This window comes from Bradyrhizobium sp. USDA 4503, assembly GCF_054055815.1.
This window is the reverse complement of sequence record NZ_JBSRXS010000001.1, coordinates 1,749,716-1,762,985: the sequence shown is the minus strand read 5'-3', so window position 1 is coordinate 1,762,985 and position 13,270 is coordinate 1,749,716. Positions and strand designations below refer to the sequence as shown.

Sequence of the window (13,270 nt, the reverse complement as noted above, 5' to 3'; positions counted from 1 at the left end):
TTTGCCCTCCAGCACTACCTTGCCGATAGGTGTAAATTCCGACAAGGTGGGAAGGGCAGACCCAGACAAGCCGCATTTTTTTCAAAAGGATATTTTCTATGAAGGTCATAATCGCAGCCGCTTTGGCTTCAATGTTCGTGACCACGGCAGGTGCACAGGACTCCCCGTTTCGAAAAGAGTTGAAGCGAGGTGAGCTAACGGGCACGAACATGGAAATCGTCACCAGCATCAGCGAGATAAAGCCCGGCGAGGCATCGACGCTGCATATTCATCATGGTGACGAGTCGTACTACTTCCTTGAGGGGGGTCTTATCGAGTTACCCGATGGAAAGCAGGTGCCGATTCCGACTGGCACCGTCGGGATGAATGTTCGGGATGTGCCCCATGGGGCATACAAGGTGGTCGGCGACAAGACGCTGAAACTTCTGACGGTGCATATCGTCGATAAAGGCAAGCCCCTCTACGATAAGCCAGCGCCTAGAAACTGACGTCCGCTTCTGGCCCGGACGTCGGAGCCTGATTGATGTCGCCCTTTGATCCGAAGCGACATCGAGCCAAGGGTAGGTTACCGCCGAACAAACGGGAGCTTAGACAAACAACCTAAAAGTGATCGACTACCCGCGTGCGGCGCATCCGGTATATAGTTGGTTGGTCGCTCGAACTATTCGGGGGGAACCATGAGACGTGGTCCACAGGGTAGGACATGCATCATCCTGAGCTTTATAACCCTGTCGTTCGTTCTGCAGAGTTGCGCAAGACCACCCCAGCCGCCGAGATATCTGTTCCTGCCGTCCAACTCAACAGATCGCCCGCCTGCTGCATCGCTCCGGTCGTCGCACGCACGACTCATGCGGCTGGTGCGCTTGAACCCTGATGTGATTGGAGAGTTAGACTATTCTTTGGGGATGCCCCGACCCTTCATCTTGAACCTCAGTTCATCCAATCAGTTGACGGCAACTTCGACCTCGAACAAGGTCTCTCACGCCGCTTTCCGCGAGTGGACGGCCGACCTCAGCGACGCAGGAACCCTTCGTTTCACCTTTCGTCCCGACAAGTCCGGGGTGATGAAGATTGAGAGCAGCTCCCGCACGTACACTCTACAGCCCACAAGTACGCCCGGGACCTATGCGCTACTAGAAATTATTGCAAATAGCTTCCCTGAGGGGAACGATTACATCGTCTCTCCTAACGCTGTAGCACCGCCCCTCCGCCTTAGGACCAAGTGCGATGCACCCTTGCCGTTCCCCATTCCGACTAAGCCGGAAGCTTTTATTGACATACTATTGCTTTACACGCAGAGCGCGGAAGCCAACTCCGCCGACATTCGCGCGTCAATTGTTTCTGCGTTCGATGAGATGCAGATGGCGCTTGGCACACGAAACTTTAGCGTAACGGTTAGAATTGCAGATTTGCAGCGAACGAATTTCGTAGAGTCAGCGGACATGAAGAACGACTTGCAATCTATCAGGTTATCCACATCGATTTCGTCGCTCCGCAATGCGGCTAGAGCTGACCTGGTTTCGGTGATTGGAAACTATCCCAATTCAGGTAATTGCGGGATCGGCTATCTCAATGAAGGTACGCAACCCGGAGCGGACCAGTATGGATATAGTCTCGTTCATTATGGTTGCCTAACCAACCGTTCTTTAGCGCATGAGATAGGCCACAATTTTGGTATGCGGCACGATGCATATGTGGACGGCGCGGGGAGTTATAATCATGGTTTCGTGCTTCATAATCTAAAAGTTCGCAGCATCATGGCATATAATAACGCCTGTTCGGACAAAGGATACAATTGCACCAGGATCAATTCGTACTCGTCTCCGCAAGTACTCCTCGGCAAGAACTGGGAGCCGCTTGGTGACGGTCGCTCCGAAAACTTGGAGGTCCTATGCCAATCGGCACCTGCCGTCGAAAAATTCCGGTAACAACTAGAGGTCCTTTTTCAAGGGCAAGGCTGGTATGGTCCGCATTTCGGGGAACACCTAGGGCGCGTACTCATAAAGCTTTGCCAATGTCCGCTTCGCTCCGCTACCGACGGCCTTTGTGCAATCGCAGCAAATGACACGTTGGGCCAATTCCGGGCTCCGCCTGCTGACTGGCCATTCAATGATTACCACCGTCGATAACGCGGAGAGCCGGTTGGCCTGCCGTGAGCGGCACGTTGTAGGTAACGACCGGCTGGGTGAGACCCTTCAAAGCAAGCGCGCCAAAAGGTTCAGTCGCAACGCTTCCTTTGAGTGCCACATTGACGCGCTGACTGAGCAGAATTTGGCCGTCCTTGGCCTCGCCGCACAGCCGCGCCGCCACATTGCACACGGTGCCAATCGCAGTGTATCCGGAGCGCTCGGAAAATCCGATCTGGCCCAGGGTCGCGTAACCTTGGGCGATGCCAGCGCCAAAGCCCAACTCACGACCTCGCTCGCGCCAGGCCGCGGTCAGCGACGACGCAGCCTCGCGCATCGCGATGGCCATCTTGACCGCGCGCTCGGCCGGGTCGGGGATCGGTACGGGGTCGTTGAAGAACACCATGATCCCATCGCCGGAGAACTGGTCGAGCGTCCCCTCGAACTGGCTGACGAGCGGACCTAGCGCGCCGTGATACTCGCGCAGGAAACCCAACACCTCCTCGGGCTCGGCTTTCTCTGTGAAGGCGGTATAACCGCGCAAATCGCAGAACACGACGACAATCTCGCTGCGGTGGCTTTCGAGGATCTTCTCATTTCCCTGCGAGACGATCAGTTCGGCCAGTTGCGGAGCGAGGAAGCGCTTCAGACGTCCGACCCGGCCCAATTCCTCGACTTGCTCGGCGACACGCGCTTCGAGTCCCCGATTAAGCTCCGCCACTTGATCGGTCCGGGCGCGCAGTTCCTTGAGCAGCCGCGTGTTCTCGATCGCGATCACCGCCTGTGCAGCAAAATTTTCCAGCAACTTGACCTGCTTGTCGCTGAACTCTTGCACCTCCTTGCGGTAGACGGCAAAGGCGCCGACAAGCTCGCTCTCCTTGAGCATCGGCACAATCAGAACGGTGCGGGCTGCTGCGACCTTGTAGATCAGATCGTCGGGATGCTCTGTCGCAATATCGGCAATGTGAACCAGCGCCTTGGTCTCGACGAGGCGCCGCAGCGAAGGCACCCCATCAAACGGCGCGATGAAGTGTGGCGGCGTTTCTTGGTCGGGCGCATACAATTGCGGCACGCTTTGCGCGGCCATTCGCGCCACTCGCCGCAACCTGTCGCCTTCGTACAGGAGTAGCGTCCCAAAACTGGCGCGGCAGATGCGCACGGCATTTTCCAGCATGGCCTCGAACACCGGCCCAAGCTGGCCAGGCGAACTCGCGATGACCTTCAATATCTCGGCCGTAGCCGCTTGCTGCTCGCGGGCCTCCTGCAACTCTTTGGTCACATCGGAGATCGGAGAAATGCGGCGCCCATTTTTAATGGGCTTTTTGCGTCCGCCCGTAGAGTTCGCCTGGCGGGTTTTCGCCGCGCCCCTCTTGCCTCTCGTTTTTGATAGCCGCGCCATATCTCCCCCGGGGGTCCGGAGGCGCATCCTATCGGGTCAGGCCACAATTATGGAAGGGCAGGTATAGCCAGAATTACCCCTTGCCAAATGGCGGCCGATGTCGGCTCCGGGAACGTCGGTTCTCCGAGGTCAACCGGAAGTCACCCGACTCGGTCGCTTTGGGCGGCTCTTGATCCATAAGCGACGTATGGCCCAGAGCGTCGTGACGGGTCGGCGATGAGAGACACGCCTTGGGGTGACATTCTGACCCAAACAGAGTGCCGGCTGGGTGCTTCGATGCTACAGTTCGTGCACTTGGCCGGGCGTATATCATCCTCTCCAAGGACCTGGTGGTTCGCTCGAACGAAGGGTAATGTCATGCGATCGTCCGAAGGAATTGCAAGCGCCCTCTTTTCATTGAGCATCGGGTTATTGTTTCTTGCTTCCAGTGCATTGGCCGAACCGAAAGCGGAGGTAGCGGCGGCGACCTCAGCATGGGGACAGGCACTTACCGATCCCGAAAATGTATCATCGCTCTATTCGGATGATGCCGTGCTCTGGGGTACGGCGGCACCGAAAATACGGTCTGGCCGGGCGGCGGTGCGCGAGTATTTCGTTGGCGTTGCCAAAGCTGTGCCCGGCATTAAGATAGACTTCGGCGATCAGTTGATCCGCGTCTACGGCAACGCTGCGGTCAACTCCGGCTACTACACCTTCTCTTGGGTTAAGGACGGCGAGACGAAGAGCTTACCCGCGCGCTACAGTTTCACCTACGTCAAGGACGGTGATCGCTGGCTCATCGTCGATCACCATTCCTCGGCGTTGCCTTCGCCACCGAAGTAAGTTCGTCAAGGTTGGCGAGCGGCGAACGCCGCCATGCCCGCTTCTGGCCCGAAGCAGCGTTTGGCGGAGGTCTGCTTTTCCGCTGCTATTAGGGGATGAGCAGACATCCGGCGAACAGACAAAAACGACGCTCGTGACCCACAGCGGACGAACTACTGCGATCTCGATGCTCGAATTGCCGACCACCGTAGCCCCTGGCAATTTTTTGATGGACTTTTCTCCCGTAAAAGCGCAGCGTTTCTATAATTCAATTACGTAATTTGTATTTATGATACTGCTCGCTGGGCATATCGGGGCAGTGGCGGGAGGCCCAATTGCAAGGCGAAATCACTCCAGATCACATACTGCAAATTGGCTTTGGATTCTGGCCATCCAAGACGTTACTGAGCGCCGTGGAACTGGAGCTGTTCTCGCGGCTTGCCGACGGTCCCAAAACCGGCCTTGAACTGCAAGACGCCATGGGGCTGCATCCGCGTGGGACGTATGATTTTCTTGACACCCTGGTCGCGCTCGGATTGCTGCAAAGGGATGGCGCCGGTGAAACCGGCAAATACAGCAATACCCCTTCGACCGCGCTGTTCCTGGTCAAGCAGAGTCCCCAATACATCGGCGGGATACTCGAAATGGCGAACGCGCGTCTGTATCGGTTCTGGGGCGATCTCACGCCGGCGCTGCAAACCGGAAAGCCTCAAAACGAGATCAAGGAGACAGGCAAGTCCATGTTCGACGCGCTCTATTCAGACCCGGCGCGCCTGGAGCAGTTTATGGACGCGATGAGCGGCATCTCCATGGGCAATTTCATGGCGTTCGCGGAGAAATTCGACTTTTCCAGATACAAGACCCTGGCGGATATCGGCGGCGCCACCGGGCAGCTTTCGACCACCGTCGCGGCGCGGCATCCGCATATGCGATGCTGGACGTGCGATCTAGCCGATGTGCGGCCGATCGCGGAGCGGCGGGTCAGGGAGCGCAATCTAGGCGACCGGATCACTGCCGAAACGATCGACTTCTTTGCTGACGAGTTTCCCAAAGCAGACATCATCACGATGGGGATGATTCTTCACGACTGGAATCTCGAGAACAAGAGGATGCTGATTGCGAAGGCCTACCGCGCGTTGCCGGTCGGCGGCGCGCTGGTCGCCATCGAGAACATCATCGACGATGAGCGCAGGCAAAACGATTTCGGTCTCATGATGTCGCTGAACATGCTGATCGAATTTGGCGAAGCGTTTGACTTCACCGGTGCCCAATTCACCGAGTGGTGCAAAGAGGCAGGGTTTAGCCGTTGTGAGATTATTCGCTTGGCGGGACCTGCAAGTGCAGCGGTGGCTTACAAGTAGAACATCTACGTGAGATCTAACGCTCCTTAGGGGCTTCTTCGCTGCTCGGCCGTGCCGTGAGGAATAGTGTTATGCTGCGGCGCATGAGTCCACAGCTGGGCCCTTAGGGTCCGCATGACCACCGGAAGGTCGGCTCTTTGAGGGTAACCGGAAGTCCTGGTTAGATCGCCGGCTGCCTTGCATCGTGGGTCGTTGGCATTGAAACTGAGTTCGATATCCAATGAATCCGGAATTGCCGGCTCGTGGGATTACCCCGGCAAAGCAGATCGTTCGGTGGACGGCGCTTCAACTTTCCGCTTGCAATCGTAGACAAATCACCCCCGCAAAACATATCCGTGATTCTGCGTGGAGGATGGAATGTCTCGATCACAAATCACGGATGTCGCGACGGTACACGTCGACAAGGAGCGCGATCGACGAGCCCGCGCTTTCATGCGCGATATTCGGCGCGCGCGGCCGATGGAGTCATACAAGGGCCTGACCTATGAGGGCCAGCTCCTGTTTGAGGAGACGCGCCGCCGGCAGCGCATCGTCCAGGAACTCGTGGTCGAGTACCTGATGGATCGTGACACCGAGGGCGCTCGCCGCGTCAAAGAAGCCCTGCACCGAAACAAGCTGTTCCAGCAGGGCTACCGTAGCGCCACCGTCGACTCGACCGACCCGCTGAATCTCTGGGGCAGGCCGCTCACCAAGAAAGAGCAGAAGGCGGCAGACGAGGCCGAGCGCCTCGCCAGCGGCCGACGCAAGCACACCATCCCGGATCCCCAAAATCCAAGGCTTAACGTGCTGGTCGACACGGTTCGGGCGTCGCACCTCAATCTCACGGAGTCCAAGAAGCGCGGGGCCGCGGATCCCGAGGACAAGCTACGCCAGAGCGCTGCGGATCGCTTTCGGCGCGACTTCGATCTGGCGACCTTCCATGGGTCGCGAGGTTTCGCGCTGCAGGACAAGGTCGATGGCGGCGGCGGCGGCTCGCCCTCGCACACCATCGCCCTCGAGGCCAGCGGACGTCTCCGGGAGGTGGAGCGCCGGCTCGGCCAGCGGCAATTCGACATCCTCCTCGTCAGGATCGGTCTCGAGTGCAGCAGCGAGGACGTCCGGATGCATGGCGGCGAGGAGCATCGCACCAACAACTCCGACTTCCGGATCGCGCTGAACGCGCTGGTGAGGCTTTACGACGGTGTCGAGATCATCGACCGGACATGGGACGCGGTACGGCGGTTGAAGACCGCTGCCGGCATGGGCTTGCGGAAGTAGGGGTTGGATCGATGTCGCTTGGACGGTTTGCCCCCAACACCCGTGAGACCCCCCTGGAAACGAAACAGCGGGTTTGGCGTGAATACGGTCTCCTTCTGGTCGACGTCGATCGCGACCAGATGACGTGGGACCAGCGCGAGATGCTTCGCTCGATGGGCCGGAAGATGTTCGGCCCGAGGCGCAATGAGAAAAAGGGTGGGCGGTGACTCGAGCTCGCATTCCGAGCCTCGGCTCGCGCATCCAGACGCTGGACACCCGGAAGGCGACAATCCTGCCGAAGCGCGCGGATCCTCACTACCAGACCGCCGAGCACAAGGACTGGGCCGAGAAGGTGAAGCGGCGCGCCGGCTGGCGTTGCGAGTATGTCGAGAACGGCCTCCGCTGCGAGCGCAGCCGCGCCAACGGTCACCAGATGTACGCCGACCACATCAGGGATATCCGCGACAATCCGGAACTGGCGCTGGATCTGACCAACGGGCGCTGCGCCTGCAACTCGCACAACACCAGGTCGGGCATTCAGGCTCGAGCAAACCGCATGAGATCGTAGGAGGGAGGCATGTCAAAAGAGCCAACTACGCGCGCCGACGGACTCCGCGCTTTCCGCGAAGCCAACTGGGAGCGTAATCAGGCGCTGAAGCGCCAGCTTGATGCCCGTGATGCCGCAGCCGCCGCGAAGGACGCGCCGCCGGCGCCGGTGGCGAAGCGATCGCGGCCGAGGAAGCGGCGCGTGACCAAAAGAAAACATGCTAGGCCGTGAACCTATAAATCGTTCCAGTGGACGGCTCGTTAGAGTCCGCAATTCCCCGATAGCGTCTAAATTTCGCAGCGCAACGAAATGACGCGATGGGCCATAACCGGACTCATGCGCAGCAGCAGAGTGCCGCCATTCGATCACCTCGTGGGCATTGGAGAGCTACTCGGGCAACCCCGCTTTCCGAAGGCCCTCGATCGCCAGCTTCGCGTTCCATCGCCCGCCGCGAGCGATCCACGACGATATTGTAAAGGCGGGATCGAGCTGAAGCACACGCGCCGCTGCCTCACGCGCCTCCGCATCACGTCCGAGATGGGCGAACGCGGAAGCGAGACAGCGGTAAACTCCCGGATCGGATGGACTCTGACGTTGAGCTTTCTTCCCTGCAACGATGGTATCGCCAAAGCGCCCAAGCTCAATAAGGGCTGACCCCATTCCAACAAGCGCTAAGTGTAGCGACGGATCTACCGGGCTGAGGCGAATGGCACGTTCAAAGCTGCGGACCGCTTCCTCGGGCAGCCCCGCATTTCTATAGACCCAGCCTCTGCCTCTCCAAGCGAGAGTTGAATTTGGGTTGAGCGCGACCGCCCGGTCAGCCATTTCGATCTCACTTTCACTATCGCCGACCATAAACGCCGAGACTACGCTAGCGACTGCTAACGTATCTGGATCACTATCGTCGATGCTCAAGGCCAGGCGCATAAGCCGAACCGCTTCCTTGCGGTCGTATTGAGGATCGACAGCATAGCCAAACTGGACGTTCTGCACGTGACAGAGACCTGCCAAGGCCGCGGCAATGCCGAACCGAGGGTCGAGCTCCAAGGCGCGATGCGCTAACCTGATCGCCTCGGCCTTCCCTTCGCGGGTGAACAAATAGTACTGCTGCATGGCTCGGAGATATAAATCATAGGCGGTGAGGTTCTCTGGTCGCTGCCGCGCCGCCAGTGCAATTTCTGTTTGACGCAGCTTTGGCTCAACGGCTGAGACAACGGCGACCGTCACTTCGTCCTGAAGAGCAAAAACGTCGGTCAGGTCACGCTCAAACCTGTCCGCCCAGATGTGCGCGCCCGTCACCGCATCAATCAACTGCCCTGCGATGCGAACTTTCCCCAACGCCTTGCGCACAGACCCCTCAAGGACATAGCGAACGCCAAGCCTGCGTCCGACTTCCTTGATGTCGATCGCTCTGCCCTTGAAGGTGAAACTCGAATTGCGAGCGATCACGAACAACCATTTGAACCGCGAAAGCGCCGTAGTGATCTCCTCAACCATGCCGTCTGCAAAATACTCCTGCTCGGGATCGCCGCTCATGTTCTGGAACGGCAATACGGCGATCGAGGGCTTGTCCGGGAGGGCGAGCGCGGTCTCTGATGATTCCACGTGGCTGTCTGAGAGGGCCGCGGTACCAGTTGGCCGATTCGTTTCTTGCACCGCGCCAACGAAACGAACGCCCTTTCGTGGCAGGGTTTTGATAAGACGTTGTTCTTCGCCGGAATCGCCAACGACGTTTCGAGCAACATTGAGGCGGGTCGTCAGTGCTGCATCGGATACGACACGGCCGTTCCAGACTGCATTGATTAGATCCTCTTTGCTAACGACGCGCTCCCTGTTGCGGATCAGGTAATCGAGCAGGTCGAATACCTGTGGGGCAATGGAGACCATTTCGGTCCCGCGATGTAGCTCGCGCCGGTCAGTATCGAGTACGAATTCCTCGAAGTGGTAGCGCAATCTCGCCAATCCTTCAGAGGGCCTTGCGGCCCTAGCACCACTTAGAATGCAAAGAATAAGCTGCCGGTGAGGAGAATGTAAGCCGAATGTCAAGCGCGCCGTCCCGTGCCTTGGAATGATCGGAGTGGAAGTCACACCCCGGGAGCTGCCGCGATGAGCACGACCTATGGTGCAACAGGGCTGGGACAGACCGCCGCATCGACGCGGCGCGCCTCCATGTACTTTGAAGATGCGAAAATCGGCGCCATTCGCACCGCCGGACCTTATCTCGTTACAAAAGACGAAATCATTCAATTCGCTAAGCAGTATGATCCGGCGCCCCGCCACCTCGATGAGGAGGCTGCGGCGCGTTCAGTTTTTGGGGGGCTTACGGCGTCCAGCGCCCATACCTTCTCGATTTTCATTTTGCTGACGACTCGGCTTCAGCCACGATTCCATGTCCTTGCGGGAATGGCCTGGGATGAGCTGAGACTGCCAAACGCGGTTCGCCCGGGTGATGAGCTCGATCTCGAAGCAACGGTTCTGGAGATGCGTGAATCAAAATCCAAATCCGATAGGGGAATCGTTCGCAACCGAGTTTTCTTGCGCAATAGAAGGCGTGAGTTGGTGCTGGAGTGTATCGGCAGTATTCTCGTTGCGCGGCGACCTGACGCGAACACTCCGACCCGCCCTGACAAGAATGGCGGTCCATGACGACGGCTTGACAGCCGTGCCATATCCATCGGGCGAGGCCGCCCGAGATGCCGAACAGAACTTGCAAGCGCTCCGCTTTTCCTGAACACGTTCGATCAAAACTTGGCGACACCGCACAAGCGCTTTGCTGAGCGAGGTCGCCTTCGGGTCGTGTGCGGCGTCATTCGCGACCGCGTCGAGCCAGTAGCAAGTCCGGCCAAGTCCGCTATGTCGCCGAAAGCGGAAGTAAATTCAGAGCATTGCCGATCTGCTTCAGCGCGTTTCTGTATCGCGCGCGTAACTTGATCGAACGGTTCTTCAACAAGATTAAGCAATGTCGGCGTGTCGCGACCCGATATGACAAGCTCGCAGCCAACTATCTGGCGTTCGTTAAACTCGCGTCAATCCGAATTTGGCTGCGTGCTAATGAGTCCGCGCCCTAGTAAAAGCTGAGCAAATCGAGCAATTCTTCTAATTGCTCAGATGTAAGGCCAGATTGGCCCTTGAGTTCCGCAATTCGATCCTGCCGTTGCTGCTCGCGGATCGCGACCTTTCTGTCCTGTTCATTCCATCGCGCCTCATTTTCGGCGAACGTGGCGGCCCAGCACGGCGTGCATTTAAAGTGCTTAGCGTCAAAGTCGTTTCCGGTCGGCCACGGCTTGCCGCATCGTTCACATATTCGAGTTGAAGGCGAAATCAGCTTGCGCAGATGCCAAAGCTTCTTCTCGTCGCCGAAGAAGGCCTGAGCCAACAGTTTTCTGGGCGCGGACGTATTGTGATAAGCATACTCGATCGCTTGCAGGCGGTCCGGATTTGACGATATCGTCGACAGGTTGCTTGTCGCCGTCCGAAGCCGCTGCTTTGCCGTCTCAATGTTAGCTGCGTATTCGGCTTGGATCCTGTCCAGTTCTGCCTCGGCCTCAACGATCTCAATAATTTCAGGCCATGTTTCTGGTGTGCTGTCGCTCATCAGATCACTCCTCGACGTCGGAATCCGCCGGCATCTGCCGAAGCTTCTGGTAGGGAAATTTCCCGAGCTCTGGATGCAGCCGATCCTCTTCGATCATCATCGCCGCCGCCATGCGAGCGGTGCCATGGGCATTCGGCAGAGTCATCATGGTGAGCGCGATCGGCACCCAGGTCGGGATATCGTTCCCGCCGTTCGCCCACTTCTTCACCGTAGACAGGTTCTGGCACCAGACGCGCGCGAACGCCGGCACCGACATGCCTTGCTTAGCCAGCTCGGCCTTGAAATCTTCGCTCGTGATCTTGCGGTGAGCAAATCGGGGAGGTGACATCTCGAGATCCTTTCCGGTTGGGCACAGTCGCCCGGAATCGGCCGTAGCCGAGGGGGTAGCACAAAATCGATCGTAGCCGGGAGTCCCGGCCGATCAGGTGTAGTCGAGCGGATTGACCTGGCGCTTGCCGACGGTCATCACCGGCGGGATGACGCCGCGCTTGATGGCGCCGAGCCATTGCGCCTCTGTTCCCGTGAAGCCTGGTGCGGCCTCCACATCGTGGTTGGCCAGCCACTTGGCCAAGGCCTCGGGCGACGGGCAGGGCGGCGAAACCGGCGTGCCGGCGCTGGTGGTCTCGTACAGCTGCCAATGCGTGCGCTCCGCCGCCGGCCATGCCGGCATGTAGCGGGCAGGATCGGGCGCGGGCGCATCCGGGGCGGGCTCGAGCAGCGGGACATATCGGCCGCCGGAGTTACGTGGGTGCTGCCAATTGGCGGGCACGCGTCTAACCTGTCTCATCTTGATTCCTTTCTCGTTTGGCGCGCAGCAGCGCGCGGGCCTCCTTTAGGTCGGCCCGGGTCAAGGGTTCTCCGGACTCGAGCCGCCGCAGCAGTTCGGCTGCCCGCTTGTTTCCAGGCTCGGCGGGCTTCTTCCATCGCCGCGCGTCGCCGAGGCGACTCGGCCCGCTGGTCGCGGGTCAACTCTTTCCAGGGCCTCAGTGTCATCAGAAAAGCGAGCCTTGCGCCGACGCCGACGGCTCAGGGTTGAGCCGTCCGAGGTGTTCGATCGTCTCGCCGATGATCTGCTCTCGGTCATCGTCAATCAGCAGCCAACCGTCATCGCCACCGGCAGGATCGTACACCACGAAGTCGCCGCCCCAGCGCTTGAAGATGCGCTCGGCCACCAGGCGGACTCCGGCGGGGACGTCGGTTGCGGCGTCGAAAGCGGCGCGGGTGGCGATCTTGTAGCCGGCCGCGGTGACGGACTTCTCTCGTTTCATATCTTGCACGGCTCGGCTCCAAGCAGGTTCAGAAGCTCGTATTGAAGCTTGATCCGGCCAGCGTCGCGACCATGGGCATGCCCGGTCTGGTACACGGCCAGCACCGCCGGCAGGTGCTCCAGCGGAAAGTCACCGGGTAGCGCGGCTAGGCAATCTCCGCCGCTTTGCAGCTCGATCGCTCCATGTTCGTTCTTGAATGCATCGTAACGTGTGTTGATCCGGCAAATTCCTTCGGCGTCGAACTCCACCGGTTTGGCGCGTCCATCGGAGAGAAGCTTGCTCGCAATCTCTGGCGACAAGTTTTGATTGGAGTCCTCGGTGAACTTGTGGCCGTCCACTTTGGCGCCGGCCTTGACGGTGACGAGCATGGTAGTTCTCCTTTCAAATCGGCCGCAGCCGAGGGGGGATTGGGAAATCGGTCGTAAGCGGGATAGGCAGCCGTCTCTATGTCGCGGATCGCGCGGCGGCATAGACCTTGTCGGCGAGCTCGTCGCGGATCGCGCGGCCGACGTCAGAGTCCTCCATAGCGGTCAGCCAAAGCCGTTCATCGTCCTGGATGACCGCCGCCGCGGCTTCCTCCATCGTCTTGCCGGCCATGACGTGCGGCGCCATGCGGGCGATTAAGGCCTTCTCGTCGTCGGTCAGTTGGCGTTCCGGCGTCGAGGCTGGCGGTGTTGCGAGCGCGCCGCCCAGTGCCTCGAGGACGCCGGCGCGGGCGCCTTCGACGGGGCCGGAGAAGGCCGCATCTGGGTCAATCCGTGCAAGCTCGTCGCGGCCGGCCGGGGTGATCTCGATTTCTCCGGGATCGACGCGGCGCGCCAAGCCTCGGTGGACGAGCACGCGATCAGGGATGCAGTCGCGGTCAGTCTGGCGGCCTTGAGCCAGGCGCGCGAGCAACATCCGTTCTTCCGAGGTGTATTCGAAGACGTCGGGCATG

The 13,270-nt window shown here is 59.2% G+C and carries 15 protein-coding genes and 1 pseudogene; 8 read left to right on the top strand and 8 right to left on the bottom strand.

The window, feature by feature from the left end; genetic code table 11:
* The first annotated feature begins 98 nt into the window (after positions 1-98).
* Positions 99-488 carry a cupin domain-containing protein gene (locus tag ACVMIH_RS08545; protein ID WP_456861340.1) on the top strand — a complete coding sequence of 130 codons (390 nt, stop codon included), beginning with the start codon at positions 99-101 and terminating at the stop codon, positions 486-488.
* Between the two features lie 360 nt (positions 489-848).
* Positions 849-1,928: a reprolysin-like metallopeptidase gene (locus ACVMIH_RS08540; protein ID WP_456861339.1), complete on the top strand. Its 1,080-nt coding sequence runs from the start codon at positions 849-851 to the stop codon at positions 1,926-1,928.
* Positions 1,929-2,106: 178 nt separating this feature from the next.
* On the opposite strand, the gene ACVMIH_RS08535 is transcribed toward ACVMIH_RS08540, so the two are convergent.
* A complete protein-coding gene (locus ACVMIH_RS08535) occupies positions 2,107-3,525 on the bottom strand; it encodes an adenylate/guanylate cyclase domain-containing protein (RefSeq protein WP_456861337.1) in 1,419 nt (472 codons plus the stop codon).
* A gap of 357 nt (positions 3,526-3,882) precedes the next feature.
* Between ACVMIH_RS08535 and ACVMIH_RS08530 the strand changes: the two genes are divergently transcribed.
* The 4 genes from ACVMIH_RS08530 (at position 3,883) to ACVMIH_RS08515 (ending at position 7,491) form a co-directional block, all read left to right on the top strand.
* A complete protein-coding gene (locus ACVMIH_RS08530) occupies positions 3,883-4,347 on the top strand; it encodes an SgcJ/EcaC family oxidoreductase (protein WP_456861335.1) in 465 nt (154 codons plus the stop codon).
* A gap of 314 nt (positions 4,348-4,661) precedes the next feature.
* Positions 4,662-5,687, top strand: coding sequence for a methyltransferase (locus tag ACVMIH_RS08525; RefSeq protein WP_456861333.1), 1,026 nt, complete (start codon positions 4,662-4,664; stop codon positions 5,685-5,687).
* A 357-nt stretch (positions 5,688-6,044) separates the two neighbouring features.
* A complete protein-coding gene (locus ACVMIH_RS08520) occupies positions 6,045-6,944 on the top strand; it encodes a hypothetical protein (protein WP_456861331.1) in 900 nt (299 codons plus the stop codon).
* Between the two features lie 202 nt (positions 6,945-7,146).
* Positions 7,147-7,491 (top strand): HNH endonuclease, encoded by a 345-nt coding sequence (locus ACVMIH_RS08515; RefSeq protein WP_456861329.1) that lies wholly within the window; start codon positions 7,147-7,149, stop codon positions 7,489-7,491.
* 366 nt (positions 7,492-7,857) lie between these two features.
* Here ACVMIH_RS08515 and ACVMIH_RS08510 read toward each other — a convergent pair whose 3' ends face one another.
* Positions 7,858-9,423, bottom strand: coding sequence for a winged helix-turn-helix domain-containing tetratricopeptide repeat protein (locus ACVMIH_RS08510; protein WP_456861327.1), 1,566 nt, complete (start codon positions 9,421-9,423; stop codon positions 7,858-7,860).
* 153 nt (positions 9,424-9,576) lie between these two features.
* Between ACVMIH_RS08510 and ACVMIH_RS08505 the strand changes: the two genes are divergently transcribed.
* The gene (locus ACVMIH_RS08505) at positions 9,577-10,116 is read left to right on the top strand and encodes a MaoC/PaaZ C-terminal domain-containing protein (RefSeq protein ID WP_456861325.1); all 540 of its coding nucleotides are present in this window, start codon (positions 9,577-9,579) and stop codon (positions 10,114-10,116) included.
* 251 nt (positions 10,117-10,367) lie between these two features.
* Positions 10,368-10,538, top strand: a pseudogene (locus ACVMIH_RS08500) (IS5/IS1182 family transposase); the annotation flags it as partial.
* Here ACVMIH_RS08500 and ACVMIH_RS08495 read toward each other — a convergent pair.
* The 6 genes from ACVMIH_RS08495 to ACVMIH_RS08470 form a co-directional block, all read right to left on the bottom strand.
* On the bottom strand, positions 10,535-11,065 hold the full coding sequence (locus tag ACVMIH_RS08495) for a hypothetical protein (RefSeq protein ID WP_456861323.1): 531 nt from the start codon (positions 11,063-11,065) through the stop codon (positions 10,535-10,537). The pseudogene ACVMIH_RS08500 and the gene ACVMIH_RS08495 sit on opposite strands and share 4 nt — an antisense overlap.
* 4 nt (positions 11,066-11,069) lie before the next feature.
* The gene (locus ACVMIH_RS08490; protein ID WP_456861321.1) at positions 11,070-11,393 is read right to left on the bottom strand and encodes a hypothetical protein; all 324 of its coding nucleotides are present in this window, start codon (positions 11,391-11,393) and stop codon (positions 11,070-11,072) included.
* A 93-nt stretch (positions 11,394-11,486) separates the two neighbouring features.
* Entirely contained in the window at positions 11,487-11,852 is a 366-nt protein-coding gene (locus tag ACVMIH_RS08485) for a hypothetical protein (protein WP_456861319.1), read from the bottom strand.
* A gap of 205 nt (positions 11,853-12,057) precedes the next feature.
* Complete coding sequence (locus tag ACVMIH_RS08480; protein ID WP_456861317.1) at positions 12,058-12,342, bottom strand: hypothetical protein; 285 nt, start codon at positions 12,340-12,342, stop codon at positions 12,058-12,060.
* Entirely contained in the window at positions 12,330-12,701 is a 372-nt protein-coding gene (locus ACVMIH_RS08475) for a hypothetical protein (protein WP_456861316.1), read from the bottom strand. Before ACVMIH_RS08475 ends, ACVMIH_RS08480 begins: the two co-directional genes overlap by 13 nt.
* Positions 12,702-12,777: 76 nt before the next feature.
* A complete protein-coding gene (locus ACVMIH_RS08470; protein WP_456861314.1) occupies positions 12,778-13,269 on the bottom strand; it encodes a hypothetical protein in 492 nt (163 codons plus the stop codon).
* Position 13,270 lies beyond the last annotated feature (1 nt).

Bases quoted from the DNA above. Each gene is read 5' to 3' on its own strand.
- ACVMIH_RS08545 (WP_456861340.1), top strand. From the start codon at position 99: ATGAAGGTCATAATCGCAGCCGCTTTGGCTTCAATGTTCGTGACCACG.
- ACVMIH_RS08540 (WP_456861339.1), top strand. From the start codon at position 849: ATGCGGCTGGTGCGCTTGAACCCTGATGTGATTGGAGAGTTAGACTAT.
- ACVMIH_RS08535 (WP_456861337.1), bottom strand. From the start codon at position 3,525: ATGGCGCGGCTATCAAAAACGAGAGGCAAGAGGGGCGCGGCGAAAACC.
- ACVMIH_RS08530 (WP_456861335.1), top strand. From the start codon at position 3,883: ATGCGATCGTCCGAAGGAATTGCAAGCGCCCTCTTTTCATTGAGCATC.
- ACVMIH_RS08520 (WP_456861331.1), top strand. From the start codon at position 6,045: ATGTCTCGATCACAAATCACGGATGTCGCGACGGTACACGTCGACAAG.
- ACVMIH_RS08505 (WP_456861325.1), top strand. From the start codon at position 9,577: ATGAGCACGACCTATGGTGCAACAGGGCTGGGACAGACCGCCGCATCG.
- ACVMIH_RS08495 (WP_456861323.1), bottom strand. From the start codon at position 11,065: ATGAGCGACAGCACACCAGAAACATGGCCTGAAATTATTGAGATCGTT.
- ACVMIH_RS08490 (WP_456861321.1), bottom strand. From the start codon at position 11,393: ATGTCACCTCCCCGATTTGCTCACCGCAAGATCACGAGCGAAGATTTC.
- ACVMIH_RS08485 (WP_456861319.1), bottom strand. From the start codon at position 11,852: ATGAGACAGGTTAGACGCGTGCCCGCCAATTGGCAGCACCCACGTAAC.
- ACVMIH_RS08475 (WP_456861316.1), bottom strand. From the start codon at position 12,701: ATGCTCGTCACCGTCAAGGCCGGCGCCAAAGTGGACGGCCACAAGTTC.
- ACVMIH_RS08470 (WP_456861314.1), bottom strand. From the start codon at position 13,269: ATGCCCGACGTCTTCGAATACACCTCGGAAGAACGGATGTTGCTCGCG.